Raw genomic sequence first — 16,885 nt, 5'->3', positions numbered from 1 at the left:
CATGAAGGCCCCCTTCCTTGCGCCTAGCGCAAGCAAGGGGGCCTTCATGTACTTGGGAGCGCCGAACCGCCCAAAGGGTCATATAACACTCTGGCTATGCCCCTGCCAGGGCGTTCGGTCCCGCGAGCGAATTAGACTGACCGAGTGACCGTGGTCGAATCCGTCCTTTCCCGGACGCCGGAGCCGCTCCGATCCGTGCTGATCAAGCACCGCGAACTGCTGAAGTTCGGGATCGTGGGTGGCACGACGTTCCTGGTGGACAACGGCGTCTGGTATCTGCTGAAACTCAGCGTGCTGGAGTCGAAGCCGACCACGGCGAAGGCGATCGCGATCATCGTCGCGACGATCGTCTCGTACATCCTCAACCGCGAGTGGTCCTTCCGGACGCGCGGCGGCCGCGAGCGGCATCACGAAGCGGCGCTCTTCTTCGTGATCAGCGGGATAGCCGTGGTGGTGAACCTGATCCCGCTCTACACGTCGCGGTACATCTTCGATCTCGAGGTGCCGCATGTGACGCGGTTCGTCCAGGAGTTCGCGGACTTCACCAGTGGGTCGATCATCGGCATGCTCCTCGCGATGTTCTTCCGCTTCTGGGGTTTCAAGAAGTGGGTCTTCCCGGACGAGCTGGGCAAACGCCGCCGGGACAGCGACGAGCCGGACGACGACGTCGTCCCCCTGCGCTAACTACTTGCTAAAAGACATGTGATTGCCTAGGGTCATCCATGTCAACGTTCCTTCACTGATGACGCCGGCCGGGTTCGTACGGCCGAGCGGGACGAATTCGAGGTGATCGCCAAGCGCGAAGAGGACCGCATCCGATTCGGATGACGGTTGAGCCTTTTCCCGCCTTGGCGGGGATCCAGGGCTGCCTTCGGCGGCAGTGCCCTGCGTCCCTCGCGTTCCCTCGTTTCTTCCAGTGAACGGATCTCTTCTTGAGCACCACACTTGGCGCGCCTCCACGCGCCCGAAACACTCTTGCCCTCGTCGGGCTCTTCGCCGCCGTTTTCCTGGCGATGCTCGACGCCCAAGTCGTCGCGACCGCCTTGCCACGCATGGTCGGTGAACTCGGCGGCGCCACGTCGTTCGCCTGGGTCACCACCGCCTACCTGCTGGCAGGCAGCGTCAGCGCGCCGGTCTACGGGAAGCTCGGCGACCTGTTCGGCCGCAAACGCGTCGTGCTCGCCGCGATCGCGTTGTTCCTCCTCGGCTCCCTCGCCTGCGCGCTCGCTCCGACGATGCCGCTGCTGATCGCCGCGCGCGTCCTGCAGGGCGTCGGCTCCGGTGGCCTGTTCGTCGCGGTCGCCGCGATCATCGGCGAGCTTTTCCCCGGCCGCGAAGGCGCCCGCTACTTCGCCTGGTTCTCGATTTGCTTCGCCGGTTCCTCACTGGCCGGTCCGGTCGTCGGCGGCGTGCTGACCGACCTCGCCGGCTGGCGGTCGATCTTCCTGGTCAACCTCCCGATCGGACTGGTCGCGCTCGGCGTCGTCGCCCGGTTCCTGCGACTCGAACGGCGTCGGACGACCGCACCGTTCGACGTCGCCGGGATCATCACGCTGTCCGGCGCGATCGTCGGACTGACCATGGCGACCCCGCTCTCCGCGTCGCTCGGCGCCGTCTTGCTCGTCGCCTTCTTCTTCATCGAGCGGCGGGCGGCCGAACCGGTCATCCCGCTCCGGTTGTTCCGCGTCAGGATGTTCAGCCTGAGCGTCCTGACCAGTGCCGCCGCCGGGTTCATCTTCCTGGGTTCGGTCAACTACCTCGCGCTCTTCCTGCAGACCGCGGGTGGCGCCGGACCGTCACAGGCCGGGCTTCTCCTGCTGCCGATGACCCTCGCGGTCGCCGCCTCGTCGATGGTCGCGGGCCGGATCATCGCCAAGACCGGCTCCTATCGCTGGGCGCCGATCCTCAGCATGACACTCGGCCTCGCCGCCGCGCTCGCGATGTCCACCATGGACGAGCGCACGCCGTTGCCGCTCGTCGTCACCTATCTCGTGCTGTTCGGCGCGGCCGCCGGGCTCAATATGCAGGTGCTCTCCATGGCCGCCCAGCAGAACGTGCCCCGGACCGATCTCGGCGCCGTTTCGGCGACCGTCGGGTTCCTGCGTTCTCTGGGCACCACGGCCGGGCTGACCGTTTTCGGCGCGGTGTTCACGCGGTCCTTCGGCACCGAAAGTCCCGGTGGCTACGCCTCCGCCCTCAACGGCGTGTTCTGGGTGATGGTCCCCGTTCTCGTGCTCGGCCTCGCCGCTTCCCTCTTCCTGCCGCGCGTTTCGCTGCGGCGTCACTGAAGCATTCAAACTAGAGGAGTATTTCGATGATTCTCGTTCTCGGTTCCACCGGCAAAATCGGCCGCGAACTCGTTCCCGCGCTGCTGGACAAGGGTGCTCGCGTCCGGGCGCTGACCCGCGACCCGTCGCGTGCCCGCGTCGACCCGCGTGCCGAAGTCGTCGCCGGCGATCTCGACGCCTTCGACCCGGCGCTGCTCGACGGTGTCGAACGCGTATTCGTCCTGACCTCCGGCCACGGCTCGGACGGCCTCGCCCAGGAACGCGCCGTGTCCAAGGCGGCCGGCGGCGTCCACCTGGTGAAGCTCTCCACCACCGGAGTCCACTTCGGACAGACCGATCCGGTCTCCCTGGTACACGCCGCGGCCGAGCAGGCCGTCCGCGACGCCGGTCCGGACTGGACGATCCTGCGTCCCGGCACGTTCATGGACAACCGGTTCGCCTGGCTGCACGCCGTACGCGGTGATGGCGTCATCCGCGTACCCGAAGGCGATCCGGCGTCCGCGCTGGTGCACGTCCGCGATATCGCCGAAGTCGCCGCGACCGTGCTGACCACGGACGGGCACGCGGGGCGGACGTACCCGATCACCGGCGGCGAAGCCCTCACGACCCGGCAGCAGGTCGAGATCCTGGGCGACGCCCTCGGACGGCGGCTGACCTACGTCGAAGAGCCCGAAGCCGACGCGCGCGCCCGGATGCTCGGGTACGGCTGGCCCGCTTCGTCGGTCGACGGGCTCTTCGAGCTCAAACGGCAGTCCGCCGGGAACGAGGAGATCGTGTTCGACACCGCGCGCGAACTCCTCGGCCGGGCGCCGCTGACGTTCGCCGACTGGGCCCGCGAGCACACTGCCACCTTCGCCTGACCTGCGAAAAGGGAGCAAGGGACCTTTGCTATCACTCGCTTAGTCTGCCTAAGTAAGTGATAGCAAAGGTCCCTTGCTCCCCCCGCCTGGGCCGAAAGGGTTAATGACTTGGGCGGATGCCCGAGTTGCGCCACACTCATCAGGCGTTTAATTCTTGCCGGGTCCGCTGTCCGGACCGACGCGTTGTCCGCGTCCGGCCCTCTCGCTAGCGTGCCGCCTCGGGGAGTCAGGGGGAGACCGTATGAACGAACGCCTTCGCGTGCTCGTGGTCGACGACCATCCGTTGTTCCGGTTCGGGGTGTGCACGCTGCTCTCCAACGAACCGGGGATCGAGGTCGTCGGCGAGGCGGCGAGCGGGGCGCACGCGATCAGCGCGGCGGCCGCTCTCCGGCCCGACGTCGTGGTCATGGATCTGCATCTGCCCGACCTCAGCGGCGCCGAAGCGACGCGGCATATCGTCGCCGAACGGCCCGGCATCGGCGTGCTCATGCTGACAATGGCCGACGAAAGTGAATCCGTTTTCTCCGCGATGCGTGCGGGAGCCCGCGGATATCTGCTGAAGGACGCGGAGCCCGACGAAATCATCCGGGCCGTCCACGCCGTCGCAAGACGCGAAGCGATCTTCGGGCCTGACATCGCGACGCGAGTCCTCGGCTTCTTCAACCACTCTCAGCCGAGCACGGACACGGTGTTCCCGGAACTGACCGTCCGCGAACGAGAGGTCCTTTCACTCATCGCCGGCGGGCACAGCAACACCGTCATCGCGAGCACCCTGTGCCTCAGCCCGAAAACCGTGCGAAACCATATTTCGAATGTTTTCAGCAAGCTTCACGTCACGGACCGCGCCGAAGCGATCGTGCGTGCCAGGGAAGCAGGGCTCGGTCGCTGAAAACGGGTCGTTGAAAAAGGCGACCCCAATAAGGGCGGCTTTTCGGGCAATGTCGGGACCGGAGTCCCATGCGCCCGGGACACCTCACCCGGCAGGGTGAGTAGCGCGAGGGGTGGGACCCTCGCACCGTTCGAGGGGAATGGGAATCGCATGTTCGAACCGAACCGGACACCTGTGGTCGTCCGCGCCACCGATCCGATTTTGCACAACGGCGTCTGCATGACGCTTCGCTCCCGTGACGACGTCTGGCTGGTGGACGGGGAGACCGCCGACCCGACAATGGTGGCCCTTCTGGTCACCGACCGCCTCGACGAGGCGATGACGCAATTGTTGTCCGCGCTCCACCATCAGGGGTTCACCCGCATCGTGCTCATCGCGGGTGAGGTCGACGACAACGAGATCCTCAGTGCCATCGAGCACGGCGTCTGCGCGGTCGCCCGCCGCTCGGAGGCCGGGGCCGACGTTCTGGTCCGGCTGATCAAGGCGGCAGCCGCCGGCGAAGGCGCGCTCCCGCCCGACCTGCTCGGCAGGCTGCTGCACCGGGTCTCGCGGCTGCAACGCCAGGTCCTCCAGCCACGTGGTCTGCACCTCGGCGGTATGAGCAGCCGGGAGACCGAGGTGCTCAAGCTGGTCGCGTCGGGATTCTCGACGCAGGAGATCGCCGATCAGCTCTGCTACTCGCAGCGCACGGTGAAGAGCATCCTGCATGACGTGACCAACCGGTTCCAGTTGCGGAACCGCTCTCACGCGGTGGCCTACGCACTGCGTGAGGGATTGATCTGACGCCGTGATCACGCAGGTCGACGAGGCCTTGTGCCTGCTCATCGCACCTCATCTGCCGGAGGGGACGGTGGTCCGGCTTGATGCGCCGAAACCCACCTGGCAGACCGAGACACAGGTATCGAGCGTCGACCTGTTCCTCTTCTCCCTGCACGGCGCCGGCCCGGGAACCGGTGCCGTGCGGGCGAAGCGGTGCGAACTGTCCTATCTGGTCACCGCGCGGGCCGACCGGGTCCGGGACGAGCACACCCTGCTCGACCGGTCACTGCGAGCACTGCTCGGCACCGAGTTCCTGATGGTCGACTCGCGGCCGTCGCGGTTGAGCATCGGGGAAACGGATCCGACCGGGCTGTGGGTCAGCCTCGGCCTGCCCGCCCGCGCGGCGTTCGTCGTCACGGTCACGGCGGGGTACCTGGACTGAGCAGCGACGCCCGCCGCAGGACCATCCCGCCGATGGACGCCAGCTGCCCGCCGAAGACCTCGCACCATTCGGCCTCCGTCGCGGGCGGACCACACTCGGGTGCACGCCGGTTCCATTTCGCCCGTACTTCGAGGCGGTAGCCGAGCATCCCGGTCAAGCTCAGCCCGTCCCGGTTGGCGCCGACCCCGCAGGTGCCGCGGTAAACCCAGCGATCCGGTGGTTCGAAGACCGCGTTCTCCTGGACGAACCGGTGTCCCGCCGCTCCGGTGACGGTCGCGACCGGCAGGTCGATCCCGCTGACGAACAGGCCCTTCGACAGCAGGTCCAGTGCTTCGGCCTCCACCCGTTCCCTCGCACCGGGCGGACGGCGGCACGTGTACAGGTCGCCGTCGAAGAACAACCGCACCGCGATCGCCACCTTGCCGATCTCCGCGGTCGCCGCGGCCACCGGCTCCGCCGTCAGGCGGTAGCGGAACGCCGTCGCACGCACCACCCGACGGTAGGTCGCCACGCTCCCGCGACATTGCCCGATCGGGACGTCCTTCGGGTGCACTTAGCGAGGGACCCGCTCGGCGGGCCAGCGCACTTCGGCCACATCGCCAGGGCGAGGGACTTTCAGGAAGAGACTGAAGACCGCGGGCCGCTTGCTCGACAGCTCCAGCCGCCCGCCGTCGGCCTCGGCGAGCGCGCGAGCGAGGGCGAGGCCGACCCCGGTCGACCCGCCGCCGGAGAAACCACGTTCGAAGATATGCGGCGCGAGCTCGTCGGGGACACCGGAACCGGTGTCGGCGACCTCGATGACCACGGTGCCATCCGTGTCGCCGCGCCGGGCGGCGAGCGTGACCGTGCCCGCGCCGTGGCGCAGCGCGTTGTCGAGCAGCACGCCGACGACTTCCCGCAACCGGCCGGGGGTCGCCCTGGCCCTCAGGCCGTCGGTGACGCGAAGCCGCAGATGCCTGCCTTCGGCGCGAAGCAGCTGTCGCCACTCCTCCGAGACCACGGGGAGTACCTCCGGCAGATTCACCGGCTCCGCGCCCACCTCGCGGGCGGCGCGGGCGGCGGCCAGCAGTTCGTCGAGTGCCCCGGCCAGCCGGTCCGCCTGTTCCTGCGCGGCGATCGCCTCGTCGACGACGTCCTGGTCGGGATGGACGGTGAGTGGTTCGAGCCGCAACTGCAACGCGGTCAGCCTGCTCCGCAACTGGTGGGAGACGTCGCCGACAAGCTGTCGTTCTCGCTGGACGAGTTGTGCGAGCGCCGAACCGGACGCGTCGAGTGCTTCGGCGACCATGTCGAGTTCACCGACGCCATACCGCTTCGGATCCGGCCGGAAATCGCCGCCGCCGAGTTTGACCGCGCGATCGGCGACATGTCTCAGCGGTTTCGCGAGCCGTCGCGCGGTCACCGTCGCGACCACCGTGCCGGTGCCCACCGACAGCACGACCAGCAGCACCACGAGCAACGTCACCTGCGTCTGCCGGGTGCGCATCGGCCCGGCGGGCACGGACAACTCGACCTCGCCGTGCAACGCGATCGGCACCTTCTCGGACACCACGTCCGTGCCGGGATCGGAGCCGTAGCGCTTCTCCATCTGCCCTTCGGCGCGGACGGTCAGCAGCCCGCCCTGCGGCACGGCCACCCGGACCTGGTCGAGATCGATCGGCTGGCCGTTCGCGATCTCGTTGTCCAGCGTCGCCGCGATCCCGCGCGCCGCGGACGCGAGGTTCTCGCGGTTGAGGTTCTCGACCAGCTGCCAGGCGGTGATCCCGAGCGGGATGCCGAGCACCGCCGCGGTGACCGCGACGGCGAGCAGGATCGCCAGGAGGATGCGACGGCGCATTATTCGGCGTTGAAGCGGAAACCGACGCCGCGGACCGTGGCGATCCGCCGTTCGCCGTCACCGTTCCCGCCGGGTTTGCCCGCCCGGCCCGCCGCCTCGTCCGCGGCTATGGCGAGCTTCCTGCGCAGCCACGACATATGCATGTCGAGTGTCTTGGAGGTCTTCGATTCGAGGTCGTTCCACACTTCGGCGAGGATCTCGTCGCGGCTGACCACCTGACCCGCGCGGCTCATCAGCACCCGCAGCAGCTCGAACTCCTTGTTCGCCAGCTGTACCTCGTGCAGATCGACGGTGACCATCCGGGCGCCGAGGTCCATCCGCACTCCCCCGGCCTCGATCACCTCGGGAGCCCGGCGGCGGAGCAGCGCGCGGATGCGGGCCAGCAGCTCGGCGAGGCGGAACGGTTTCGCGACGTAGTCGTCGGCACCCGCGTCCAGCCCGACCACGAAGTCGACCTCGTCGGTGCGCGCGGTGAGCATCAGCACCGGCACCTCGGTCCCGCTCGCGCGCAGGCGGCGGCAGACCTCGAGCCCGTCCATCCCCGGCAGACCCAGATCGAGCACCAGGAGGTCCACGCGGTCACTCTCGGTCGCGTCGAGGGCGGCGGGCCCGTCACCGACGACACGCACGTCGTACCCCTCCCGCTGCAGCGCACGGGAAAGCGGATCGGCGATGGCCGGGTCGTCCTCGGCGAGTAACACCATGCTCACCTGGCCAACTCTACGGCTGCCGGGCGTGAAACCATCGTGACCGTGCCTGGCTACGAGAACGATCTGGAACTCGCCACCCGGCTGGCCGACGCCGCCGACGCCATCACCACCGACCGGTTCCGCGCGCTGGACCTGGCGGTGGAACGCAAACCCGACCGGACCCCGGTCACCGACGCGGATACCGCTGTCGAAGACGCGATCCGCGCGATCCTCGCCGCGGAACGCCCGGACGACACGGTTCTCGGCGAGGAACGCGGCGGTTCGGCCGCGACCGGCCGGGCCTGGGTACTCGACCCGATCGACGGGACCAAGAACTTCCTGCGCGGTGTCCCGGTCTGGGCGACGCTGATCGCGCTGGTCGAAGACGGCACGCCGGTGGTGGGCCTGATCAGCGCCCCGCTGCTCGGCCGCCGCTGGTGGGCGGCCGCCGGGGACGGTGCCTGGATGCGTGACTCCGCGGGCGAGCGGCGTCTGTCGGTGTCGAAGGTCACGTCGCTCGAAGACGCGTATCTGTCCACAACGGACCTGAACTCGTGGGTGGAGTACCACTCGCGGGAGAAGTACCTCGACCTCGTCAACGCGTGCTGGGAAAGCCGCGCTTTCGGCGACTTCTGGCACCACTGCCTGGTCGCCGAGGGCGCGCTCGACGTCACCGCGGAATGCGTCGTGAACCCGTGGGACGTCGCCGCGGCCCAGGTGCTGATCACCGAAGCGGGCGGACGATTCAGCGACCTCGACGGCGAAGGGCGTTACGACAACGGCTCGGCGCTGTCGACGAACGGCCTGCTCCACGACGAGGTCCTCGCCATCCTGAAGCGCTGATCAGTGCGTGCCGGGAAGCAGGCCGACAGCACCGCGAGCGACCTGCGACCAGGCAAGACGTCCGAAGAGGTAGTGGCAGGCGACCTGTTCGCTGGTGAACCGCGCCCAGTCGTACCGGTTGCCCTGCTCTCGCCAGAAGACCTCCCAGGCGGGCTCGGCCCCGTCTTCCTCCGTGCGCATGAGGCACCAGGCGTTGTCCGCCTCCGCGCCGACCGAGACCACCTCGGGCGGCACGCCCAGCGCGGCCAGCCACCGCAGGATCGTCCCCGTGTTCACCGAACCTCCCCCGTGACGTCCGCCAGAAAGCCCAGCGTGACGAGCTCATCCGCACCGAGCACCGCGCGATAACGCACGCCGCCACCCGGCTGCCCGAACCATTCGGCGTTCACCGAACGCCACACCGGCAGCGGTCGCACGACACGGTAGCGCCGGTACCCGCCTGCCTGGTCCGGCGGCAGCGAACGCATCGAGAGCAAGGTCGCGTCCTCGGCGAACACCCGGCCGTGCCGGTCGCCGAAGCGATCGATATACGTATCGGCTTTGAGCATCACCGGCGTCGCCGCGTCGATCCCGCCTTCGGGGAAGAGCTCGCCGGGAGGCCACAAGTACCCGGTTTCGTTCGTGAACAGCCGCTCCCAGTCCTCCCGGGACGCTCCACCCCACGGATCATGTCCCCTGGTCAACGCCTCGGGCGCGACGGCGGGCGGCGCCGTCGGCGATCGCCGGAACCCGCCGCTGACATGCGACAACGCTTCGAGGTCGTCCAGCACGCCCGCTTCGGGATGGTCCAGCGGACCGGAACCGCCGCCGGGGAGCGGCAACTGCCGCGCGGGTTTCCCCATCGCGACCGGGAGATGCCCGATCGGGAACATATGCACGAGGAACAGCGCGATCACGCTCTCCCGCTCGGTCCGCAATGCCCCCATCGGCGGCGGCGCGACGGGCTGGAGCGGCGGAGCGGGCGGGAAAGGCACTCGCAGTGGTGCGACAGCGGGCGGCCACGGCGAAGGCGTGTACGGCGCCCGTAGGCCGTGAGGCGGCGTCGGCGCGTCGGCGTCTCCGTACTGCACAGGCAGCCGGATGGGACCTGTACCGGCCTCGCTCGGATCGGTCATCGCACCTCCCCCAAGGAATCGATCCCCACCGGTGAAGCGGGAGGCAGCGGACAGGACGCGGTACGACCCTATCGCCGAATGGTGATCTCGTCGGCGGATACCCGAAACCGCCTCAGGGGCCGCCTGGGCGCGAAGACCGCGAACGAGATTCGTCAGACACGCCTTAAGTGTCCTCGGTGAGTTCGGCGAACCTCATCCCGCGAGCGCGTTGACCACCCGCGACGGACTCGGCCTGCCCAGCTTCCCTGCCATCCACTTGCTCGTCGCGACCAGTGCGTCGAGGTCGACGCCGGTTTCGACGCCGAGACCGTCGAGCATCCACACGAGATCCTCGGTCGCGAGGTTCCCGGTGGCCGATTCGGCGTACGGGCAGCCACCGAGACCGCCGGCCGAAGAGTCCACAGTGGACACACCGCAGCGCAGGGCGGCCAGTGTGTTCGCGAGCGCCTGGCCGTAGGTGTCGTGGAAATGCACGGCGAGGGTGCCGACGTCGGAGAACTGCCCGATCAGCGCCTCGACCTGGCCCGCCGTGGCGACGCCGATGGTGTCGCCGAGGGAAAGCTGCGAGCACCCCAGGTCCAGCAGGCGTTTGCCGACGCCGGCGACCTGCTCGGCCGGGACGGCGCCCTCCCACGGGTCGCCGAAGCACATCGACACGTACCCGCGGACGTCGAGCCCTTCGGCCATGGCACGGGTGACGACCGGCTCGAACATCGCGAACTGGTCGTCGACGGAGGAGTTGAGGTTCTTCTTGGCGAAGGTCTCGGTGGCGCTGGCGAAGATCGCGATCTGCGAAACCCCGGCCTCCAGCGCCCGGTCCAGCCCGCGCTCGTTCGGGACGAGTACCGGATAGCGGACGCCTTCACGGCGGACGAGCCCGGCAAGAAGCTGCTCGGCGTCCGCGAGCTGCGGCACCCATTTCGGGCTCACGAAACTCGTCGCTTCGAGCGTGGTCAGCCCGGAATCGGCGAGCCTGCCCAGGAATTCGAGCTTCACATCGACCGGCACGATCGATTTTTCGTTCTGCAGGCCGTCGCGCGGGCCGACCTCCCAGATCGTCACCCGCTCCGGCAGCGCCGCGCCGGACGGGACGCGATCGGGCAGGCCCAGTTCTCGCGTGCCCATCAACGGCGCCTGTTCCCGCGCGGCGGCGGGCCTTGCGGAGGAAGCGGCTCGGTCTGCTGCGGCCCACCGGTGGCGGCGGGCGGCGCGTAGTCGTCATACGGGTTGTCGTTGACTTCGCGGTAGATGACCGTGTGCACCCGCTCGACCTTGGGGATGTCGTCGAACTTCAGCGGTTCGTCCGAAGCGGACTCGATCACCAGCGTGCCGCAGCCGAACACGCGGTCCAGCAGGCCGTGCTCGAACTGCACGCTGTTGATCCGCGACATCGGGATGTCGATCCCGGTCCGCTTGATCACCCCCTCGCGGGCGATCAGCCTGTCCGTGGTCACGATGAAATGCGTCGTACGCCAGCGGACGAACGGGGCGAGGAACAGCCACACGACGAGACCGAGCCCGACCGCGCCGATCGCGATCAGCGAGATCAGGTCCCAGGGGGCCGTCGCGTCCTTCGCCAGGATTCCCAGCCAAATACCCACGCCGACCGTGACGATCAGCGCGACGAAGGGGAAGATCAGCATCTTGAAATGCGGGTGACTGTGCACCACGACGTGCTCGTTTTCGCTGAGCAAATCGTCCGGATAGGCCACGACGGACGCTCCCAAAGTGTGTTCGGCGCTGGTGAGCTCACCGTACCGGCGAACGACCCTGCCGGAAGACCGGACACCGCAAATCGAGACAACCCCGGATCAGGCGCGGATCAGGATCGGGCAGGCCGCACATGGACGACATCTCCGGCGAACACCGTGTACCGCTCACCACCGGGAACGTCGACCTGGAGCTGGCCCGCGGGATCGATGTCGGCGGCACGGCCGGTCAGCGCCGAACCGTCGGGCAGCTGGACCTCGACGTCCTGGCCCAGCGTGGCGCACTGCCGCCGGTAGTCGCCGATCAGGCCCGCCTCGGCCAGCGATCCGCCGGCGAGCCGCCAGCGGCGTTCCAGTTCGCCGAACCCGGTGAGCAGGCGAAGGGCGATTTCGCCGCGATCGGTCTCTTTCGCCCCCTGCTCCGCCAGCGATGTCGCGGGCAGGCCACCCGGCCCGGCCGGCACGTTCTCCCCCAGCGGCAGCACGTTCAGGCCGATGCCGAGGACCACGGTCGGCTCGTCCCCCGCGACGGCCTCGGCCAGGATGCCCGCGCATTTGGCGCGCTCCGGCCCGGCGAGGACGTCGTTGGGCCACTTGAGGACGGCGTCGACACCCAGGCCCTCGGCGACCTCCCGCACCGCCAGTCCGGCGACCACGGAAAGTGAACCCAGATTGGCGAACGGGACCTCGCGCGGACGCAGCAACACACTGACGTAAAGGCCGGATCCCTTCGGCGAAGACCATTGCCGGGCACGGCGGCCGACGCCCGCCGTCTGCTCGTCGGCGATCAGCACGGTGCGGTCCTCTGCCCCCTTTTCGGCGGCTTCCCGCAGGTCGGCGTTGGTGGACCCGGTGCTCGCCACGACCTGGATCGCGGCGTACCGGCCGGACAGCGCGGCACTCAGACGCTCGGCGTCGAGCGCTCCCGTCTCACTCATTTGCCCAGAATATGAGAGTCCCCCTAACGTGCAAGGCGTTCGCTCGTTACGCAGAGGTGGTCTCCAATAACCTGGACGGCGTGACCGATCCCGAACCCGTGTCGAGCGCGCCCGAAACCAGCCCGAAGAAGAAGTCGTGGGCGCACGGCGTGGCGATGCGGAGTCTGGTCGCCCTCCCGCTGGTCGCCGGGCTCGCGGCGGCGGGCTGGCTGCTCGCGGGCGGCAACGGTCCGGCACCGGCGGACGGGACTCAGCCGGTGCCCGTCCCGGCGGCAGACCAGGACCCGGCCACCGTCGGCGGCGGCGCGGGCCCTTCGGTCCTCGAGGTCAGCGCCCCGGTCAAGGCACAGGAGACGCCGAAGGGCGTCCGGCCGCTCGAAGAGTGGGCCACCAAGCTCGCCGGGCCGCTCGACATCCCGGCGAAGGCGCTGATCGGCTACGCGAACGGCGAACTGGCGCTGCGAACCGAGCAACCGAACTGTCACCTGTCCTGGGTCACGCTGGCGGGTGTCGGCGCCGCGGGTTCGAACCACGGGCGCGGCGGCGACAATCCTCTCGGTCTCTCGGCACAGCAGTGGAAGAAGCACGGCACGTCGATCCCGGGGATCCAGAAGCCCGCGCTCGCCGACCCCGACTCCGCTTCGGTCGCCGCCGGTCGCGCCCTGTGCGCGTCGGGAGCCGACCTCGGCGGCGGCAACGGCTGGTGGAAGGCCATCGCCGGGTACCAGGGCGGCAAGGGCAACGAAGCCGAACTGTTCCGGCAGCGTGTCCTTGGCAACGCGCAGCTGTACGCGACTTTGTCGCTCGACCCGGCTCGCGCTTCGAGCCCTTCCGTCAAGGCGACCAGGTTCGCTCTCGGCCAGCTCGGGCTCCCGTATGTCTGGGGCGGCAACGGACCGGACGCGGGCGCCGCGGGTTTCGACTGCTCCGGCCTGACCAAGGCGTCCTACGACGAGGCCGGTGTCGGGCTGCCGCGGACCGCGGACAGCCAGTTCCGGGCACTGCCGCAGGTGCCCGGCGGGCAGGAACCGAAACTCGGCGACCTCGTGTTCTACGGGAACCCGGGGACGCGGATCCACCACGTCGGGCTGTATCTCGGCAACGGCCTGATGATCAACGCGCCCACCGAGGGCCAGGCGATCCAGATCCACACGTATCACTCGAAGGGCGACGACTACGCCGGCGCCGGACGGCCTTCGGCCTAGGCGTTCCGGCCTGGGAGACCGAGCCCGTTTTCGCGCCGCCAACGCAGCCGGTAGAGCGCGTGCGTCGCGTAGTCAGGCGTCGGCTCCGGACCTGAATCCCACTCGCGTGGCTCCCACTCTCGTAACTCCCACTCTCGTAGCTCCCATCGCGTGGGTGACTTCCAGTCGGGCAGACTCGGCCGCCGTCTCGTTCGCTCGCTCGTACTGGCTCGACACGACCGCCGTCGGTTTCAGCCCGGCGAGTTCCCGCGCGAGACGCTCCGCTGCCGCCGTACCCGACTCGGTCAGCGGGTTGTCCGGTTCCCCCGGCGTTGGCGGAACGGGCTCGGCATGACGCACGAGCACGATCTCGCAGGTCACCCGCGTTCGGCCAGCCACTCGAGAGCGGATTCCGCGTGGCGGAGGATCGAGACGTGCCCGTCCTCGGGGTACGAGCGCAACTCCGCCGCGGCGCACTGCCGGGCAAGCCACTCTCCATGCCCGAAGGGGGCGATGCGGTCTTCGGCACCGTGCAGGAGCAGAACCGGGGCGCTGATGGCCGAAGGTTCGAACCCCCAAGGCGCGACATACGCGAGATCGTCATCGATCAGCGCGTCCGGCCCGCCTGCGAGAGCGGGACGGACGACCTCGAGAATCCAGTTCCAGTCGCCCGACAAGGCCGCGTGATCCGCCGCGGTGAACATCTCGGCGTCGTACTCGGCCGTCGCCTCGTGCTTTTCCTTTTCCTCCCGTCCGGCCGAAGCGGCCGTCAGCGACGCGACTCCCGCCGCACCCATTCCCGCGAACCAGTCGAGACCGTCGACGCCATACGGAGCCATACTCGCGACACCGACCACCGCCGAGACCCGTTCCGGCAGCGAGGCCGCGCAGGCGAGCGCGTGCGGTCCGCCGCCCGAATGCCCGAAAACCGCGAAACTCTCGATCTTCAGCGCATCGGCGATCTTCTCGACGTCCGACGCCGCGGACGCGACATCCCGGCCTGGCCGAGGTGTCGAGCCGCCGTAGCCGGGCCGGTCGTAGGAGACCCACCTCAGCCCGAGCCGCTCGGCCGCCGGGAACAGCGGTGCCGGTGGAGCGCCGATGTTCGGCGTTCCGTGATGCCAGAACACCACCGGACCGTCGCCGCCCGCGTCGTACGTGTGGAGTGTGGCCCCGTCCCCCAGATCCACGTCGGACTCGTTCACCATGTTCCGAGCCTACTGAGGGGAACGACGAAACCGCGGGTTCCGGAATCGCAGTACTCGTCGGCCCGCTCGGCACTCTCGCCGAGCCTGCTCGACATTCTCGCCGAGCACGTCCGAGAAGGAGCCGTCGCGGCCATCGGCTGCGGCCTGGTCAGGTCAGGTCAGGTCAGGTCAGGTCAGGTCAGCTTGCCTTTGATCGCCGCCCGCACGCAGGAATCGAACACCCCGGCGAACGCCGCGCTCCGGTGTCGCGCCGGACCGCTTTGGGGCAACCTTGACCTTGCCCACCCCCGTCGAGCCTGCCCACCCCTTCGAGTACGAGGAGTCGCATGTCGCGCTTTCACGAGATCAAGCACCGGGTGGTCACGACGCTCCAGCGGAACGTGGGCAACCCACTCCTCGTCCGGCTGCCGAGCCAGATGATCATCGAGACCACCGGACGCAAGTCCGGCGTGCCCCGGCAGACCCCGATCGGCGGGCGCCGGATGGGCCGCGAGTTCTGGATCGTGTCGGAGTTCGGCGAGAAGTCGCAGTACGTCCGCAACATCCAAGCCGATCCACGGGTCCGGGTCCGGATCAAAGGCCAGTGGCATACCGGCACGGCGCACCTGCTGCCGGACGACGACGCCCGTGCCCGGTTGAAGGCCCTGCCGAGGTTCAACAGCGCCGCCGTACAGGCGGTCGGCACGGACCTCCTCACCATCCGGGTCGACCTGGACGGCTGACCGGCTCGACGACCGGTCCGGCACCGTACCGGAACCACTCACCCGGATCTCGTCTTTGCCTTGACGCCAAGGGCAAGGTTTACGCTCGAAGGCATGCGGATCGGCGAACTGGCCGCGCGTACCGGAACCACCACCCGCGCGCTGCGTTTCTATGAGACACAAGGGCTCCTCGACGCACGGCGCGCGTCGAACGGGTACCGAGAGTACGACGAGGACGACTACCGGCTGGTCAGCGAGATCCTGACCCTGCAAGCGGTCGGGCTCAGCCTGGAGGACACCAGGCCATTCGTCGAGTGCCTGCGCGCCGGTCACGAGACCGGCGACTCGTGCGCCGATTCGATCGAGGTCTACCAACGCAAACTCGCCGAGGTGGACGCTTTTCTGGCCAGGCTCAACGACGTACGGGAAGGCCTGCTGGCCAAATTGGCGGGCGCACTGAAAACGCCGCCGGGCCCGTGTGTCGTCGTGCCGGAAAAAGAGGAATCCTGATGTCATCCCTTTCCGTAGTCACCGATGAAACCTTTCAAGAACTCGTCCTGGACCAGGACAAGCCCGTCCTGGTGGACTTCTGGGCGCAATGGTGCCCGCCTTGCCGCATGATCGCGCCGGTACTCGCCGAGATCGCCGAGGAACGCGCCGGCGCGCTGATCATCCGCAAGCTCAACTCCGACGAAAATCCTCTTACAGCGAGAAACTACCAGGTCATGTCCCTGCCGACGTTGATCCTGTTCCGCGACGGCGGTCCGGTGTGGACGAACGTCGGCGCCCGCCCGAAGGCCCGGCTGCTGGCCGACCTGGATGCCGTTCTGCAGACGACCGGCGTCTGATCACCTCCCTTTGGACCGATCTCCTGCTCGACTTCCACAATACCTCGATTCGAACGTATGTGCTAGCGCCAATTCCGTAATGAGCCAACTTGCTTGATTCACTCTATGGGTGACTTCGGCGTAGGTTCAGCCGTCAATTATCTTGACCGGAGATGTGTCGCGAAAGGTCCTTTCACGATGCGTAGCGTTCTTTAGTGCGGCGAAGTACATGAAGGACTCCTTACTTGCGTTGAGCGCAAGTAAGGAGTCCTTCATGTACTTATTGAGGGCCAAGCAAGGTGGAGCGCCTGGTCGCGAGTACCGAGCGGGCCTCCCAGGCGCTGTCGCTGGCTCGCGGGGACTGCCCCAACGGAGTTGCGAAAGCCACTTTCGCAACACCGGCGGGCGGCGGCGTGAGCGGCGGGCGGGCGGCGGCGGGCGGCGAGCGGGCAGGCGCGGCGGGCGGCGGCGTGAGCGGCGGCGGTGAGCGGCGGCGGTGAGCGGGTGGTCCAGTTGTCGTGAGTGTTTTGGGTCGTTCTAACTCTCGTTGGAGGGGGACCTCGAATCCTGAAGTCACCCGCTGGAGCAGCCTCTTG

21 protein-coding genes are annotated in these 16,885 nt (G+C 68.4%); 11 read left to right on the top strand and 10 right to left on the bottom strand.

What is annotated here, in order from left to right:
* The first annotated feature begins 144 nt into the window (after positions 1–144).
* From AB0M65_RS33190 to AB0M65_RS33165, 6 genes are all read left to right on the top strand, one after another.
* Positions 145–684: a GtrA family protein gene (locus AB0M65_RS33190; RefSeq protein WP_101612414.1), complete on the top strand. Its 540-nt coding sequence runs from the start codon at positions 145–147 to the stop codon at positions 682–684.
* A gap of 248 nt (positions 685–932) precedes the next feature.
* The gene (locus tag AB0M65_RS33185; RefSeq protein WP_364036681.1) at positions 933–2,288 is read left to right on the top strand and encodes an MDR family MFS transporter; all 1,356 of its coding nucleotides are present in this window, start codon (positions 933–935) and stop codon (positions 2,286–2,288) included.
* Between the two features lie 26 nt (positions 2,289–2,314).
* Positions 2,315–3,148: an NAD(P)H-binding protein gene (locus AB0M65_RS33180; RefSeq protein ID WP_364036678.1), complete on the top strand. Its 834-nt coding sequence runs from the start codon at positions 2,315–2,317 to the stop codon at positions 3,146–3,148.
* A gap of 241 nt (positions 3,149–3,389) precedes the next feature.
* Entirely contained in the window at positions 3,390–4,037 is a 648-nt protein-coding gene (locus AB0M65_RS33175) for a response regulator transcription factor (protein WP_364036675.1), read from the top strand.
* A gap of 150 nt (positions 4,038–4,187) precedes the next feature.
* Positions 4,188–4,820: a response regulator transcription factor gene (locus AB0M65_RS33170; RefSeq protein ID WP_364036672.1), complete on the top strand. Its 633-nt coding sequence runs from the start codon at positions 4,188–4,190 to the stop codon at positions 4,818–4,820.
* A 4-nt stretch (positions 4,821–4,824) separates the two neighbouring features.
* Complete coding sequence (locus AB0M65_RS33165) at positions 4,825–5,238, top strand: hypothetical protein (protein ID WP_364036669.1); 414 nt, start codon at positions 4,825–4,827, stop codon at positions 5,236–5,238.
* Here AB0M65_RS33165 and AB0M65_RS33160 read toward each other — a convergent pair.
* Genes AB0M65_RS33160 through AB0M65_RS33150 form a run of 3 tightly spaced genes read right to left on the bottom strand, consistent with a single transcriptional unit; the run spans position 5,216 to position 7,779 of the window.
* Positions 5,216–5,749: a hypothetical protein gene (locus tag AB0M65_RS33160; protein ID WP_364036666.1), complete on the bottom strand. Its 534-nt coding sequence runs from the start codon at positions 5,747–5,749 to the stop codon at positions 5,216–5,218. The genes AB0M65_RS33165 and AB0M65_RS33160 overlap by 23 nt on opposite strands.
* Before the next feature lie 42 nt (positions 5,750–5,791).
* Complete coding sequence (locus AB0M65_RS33155) at positions 5,792–7,075, bottom strand: ATP-binding protein (protein WP_364036663.1); 1,284 nt, start codon at positions 7,073–7,075, stop codon at positions 5,792–5,794.
* On the bottom strand, positions 7,075–7,779 hold the full coding sequence (locus tag AB0M65_RS33150; RefSeq protein ID WP_364036688.1) for a response regulator transcription factor: 705 nt from the start codon (positions 7,777–7,779) through the stop codon (positions 7,075–7,077). Before AB0M65_RS33150 ends, AB0M65_RS33155 begins: the two co-directional genes overlap by 1 nt.
* A 42-nt stretch (positions 7,780–7,821) precedes the next feature.
* Here AB0M65_RS33150 and hisN point away from each other — a divergent pair, with 42 nt between their 5' ends.
* Entirely contained in the window at positions 7,822–8,607 is a 786-nt protein-coding gene (hisN, locus tag AB0M65_RS33145) for a histidinol-phosphatase (protein ID WP_364036660.1), read from the top strand.
* Here hisN and AB0M65_RS33140 read toward each other — a convergent pair whose 3' ends face one another.
* The 5 genes from AB0M65_RS33140 to AB0M65_RS33120 form a co-directional block, all read right to left on the bottom strand.
* Entirely contained in the window at positions 8,608–8,883 is a 276-nt protein-coding gene (locus AB0M65_RS33140) for a hypothetical protein (protein ID WP_364036657.1), read from the bottom strand.
* Positions 8,880–9,722 (bottom strand): TNT domain-containing protein, encoded by an 843-nt coding sequence (locus tag AB0M65_RS33135; protein WP_364036654.1) that lies wholly within the window; start codon positions 9,720–9,722, stop codon positions 8,880–8,882. Before AB0M65_RS33135 ends, AB0M65_RS33140 begins: the two co-directional genes overlap by 4 nt.
* Before the next feature lie 192 nt (positions 9,723–9,914).
* Positions 9,915–10,847 carry a hydroxymethylglutaryl-CoA lyase gene (locus AB0M65_RS33130; RefSeq protein ID WP_364036651.1) on the bottom strand — a complete coding sequence of 311 codons (933 nt, stop codon included), beginning with the start codon at positions 10,845–10,847 and terminating at the stop codon, positions 9,915–9,917.
* Positions 10,847–11,434 carry a PH domain-containing protein gene (locus AB0M65_RS33125; protein WP_364036648.1) on the bottom strand — a complete coding sequence of 196 codons (588 nt, stop codon included), beginning with the start codon at positions 11,432–11,434 and terminating at the stop codon, positions 10,847–10,849. Before AB0M65_RS33125 ends, AB0M65_RS33130 begins: the two co-directional genes overlap by 1 nt.
* Before the next feature lie 110 nt (positions 11,435–11,544).
* Positions 11,545–12,369 (bottom strand): biotin--[acetyl-CoA-carboxylase] ligase, encoded by an 825-nt coding sequence (locus tag AB0M65_RS33120; protein WP_364036645.1) that lies wholly within the window; start codon positions 12,367–12,369, stop codon positions 11,545–11,547.
* An 80-nt stretch (positions 12,370–12,449) separates the two neighbouring features.
* Between AB0M65_RS33120 and AB0M65_RS33115 the strand changes: the two genes are divergently transcribed.
* On the top strand, positions 12,450–13,574 hold the full coding sequence (locus tag AB0M65_RS33115; RefSeq protein WP_364036642.1) for an NlpC/P60 family protein: 1,125 nt from the start codon (positions 12,450–12,452) through the stop codon (positions 13,572–13,574).
* Positions 13,575–13,646: 72 nt separating this feature from the next.
* Here AB0M65_RS33115 and AB0M65_RS33110 read toward each other — a convergent pair whose 3' ends face one another.
* The gene (locus AB0M65_RS33110) at positions 13,647–13,913 is read right to left on the bottom strand and encodes a histidine phosphatase family protein (RefSeq protein WP_364036685.1); all 267 of its coding nucleotides are present in this window, start codon (positions 13,911–13,913) and stop codon (positions 13,647–13,649) included.
* A gap of 17 nt (positions 13,914–13,930) precedes the next feature.
* Complete coding sequence (locus tag AB0M65_RS33105; RefSeq protein WP_364036639.1) at positions 13,931–14,761, bottom strand: alpha/beta hydrolase; 831 nt, start codon at positions 14,759–14,761, stop codon at positions 13,931–13,933.
* Positions 14,762–15,087: 326 nt separating this feature from the next.
* Here AB0M65_RS33105 and AB0M65_RS33100 point away from each other — a divergent pair, with 326 nt between their 5' ends.
* From AB0M65_RS33100 to trxA, 3 genes are all read left to right on the top strand, one after another.
* Positions 15,088–15,483, top strand: a complete 396-nt coding sequence (locus tag AB0M65_RS33100) for a nitroreductase/quinone reductase family protein (RefSeq protein ID WP_364036636.1) — start codon at positions 15,088–15,090, stop codon at positions 15,481–15,483.
* 93 nt (positions 15,484–15,576) lie between these two features.
* Positions 15,577–15,972 carry a MerR family transcriptional regulator gene (locus tag AB0M65_RS33095; protein ID WP_364036633.1) on the top strand — a complete coding sequence of 132 codons (396 nt, stop codon included), beginning with the start codon at positions 15,577–15,579 and terminating at the stop codon, positions 15,970–15,972.
* Positions 15,972–16,310 carry a thioredoxin gene (gene trxA / locus AB0M65_RS33090; protein WP_364036630.1) on the top strand — a complete coding sequence of 113 codons (339 nt, stop codon included), beginning with the start codon at positions 15,972–15,974 and terminating at the stop codon, positions 16,308–16,310. The genes AB0M65_RS33095 and trxA overlap by 1 nt, the downstream gene beginning before the upstream one ends.
* The last annotated feature ends 575 nt before the right edge of the window (positions 16,311–16,885 follow it).

The sequence above is a fragment of the Amycolatopsis sp. NPDC051071 genome (assembly GCF_040682875.1).
Taxonomy (GTDB): domain Bacteria; phylum Actinomycetota; class Actinomycetes; order Mycobacteriales; family Pseudonocardiaceae; genus Amycolatopsis.
The sequence above is the reverse complement of the archived record's forward strand: the minus strand, read 5'-3'. Positions and strand labels throughout refer to the sequence as shown.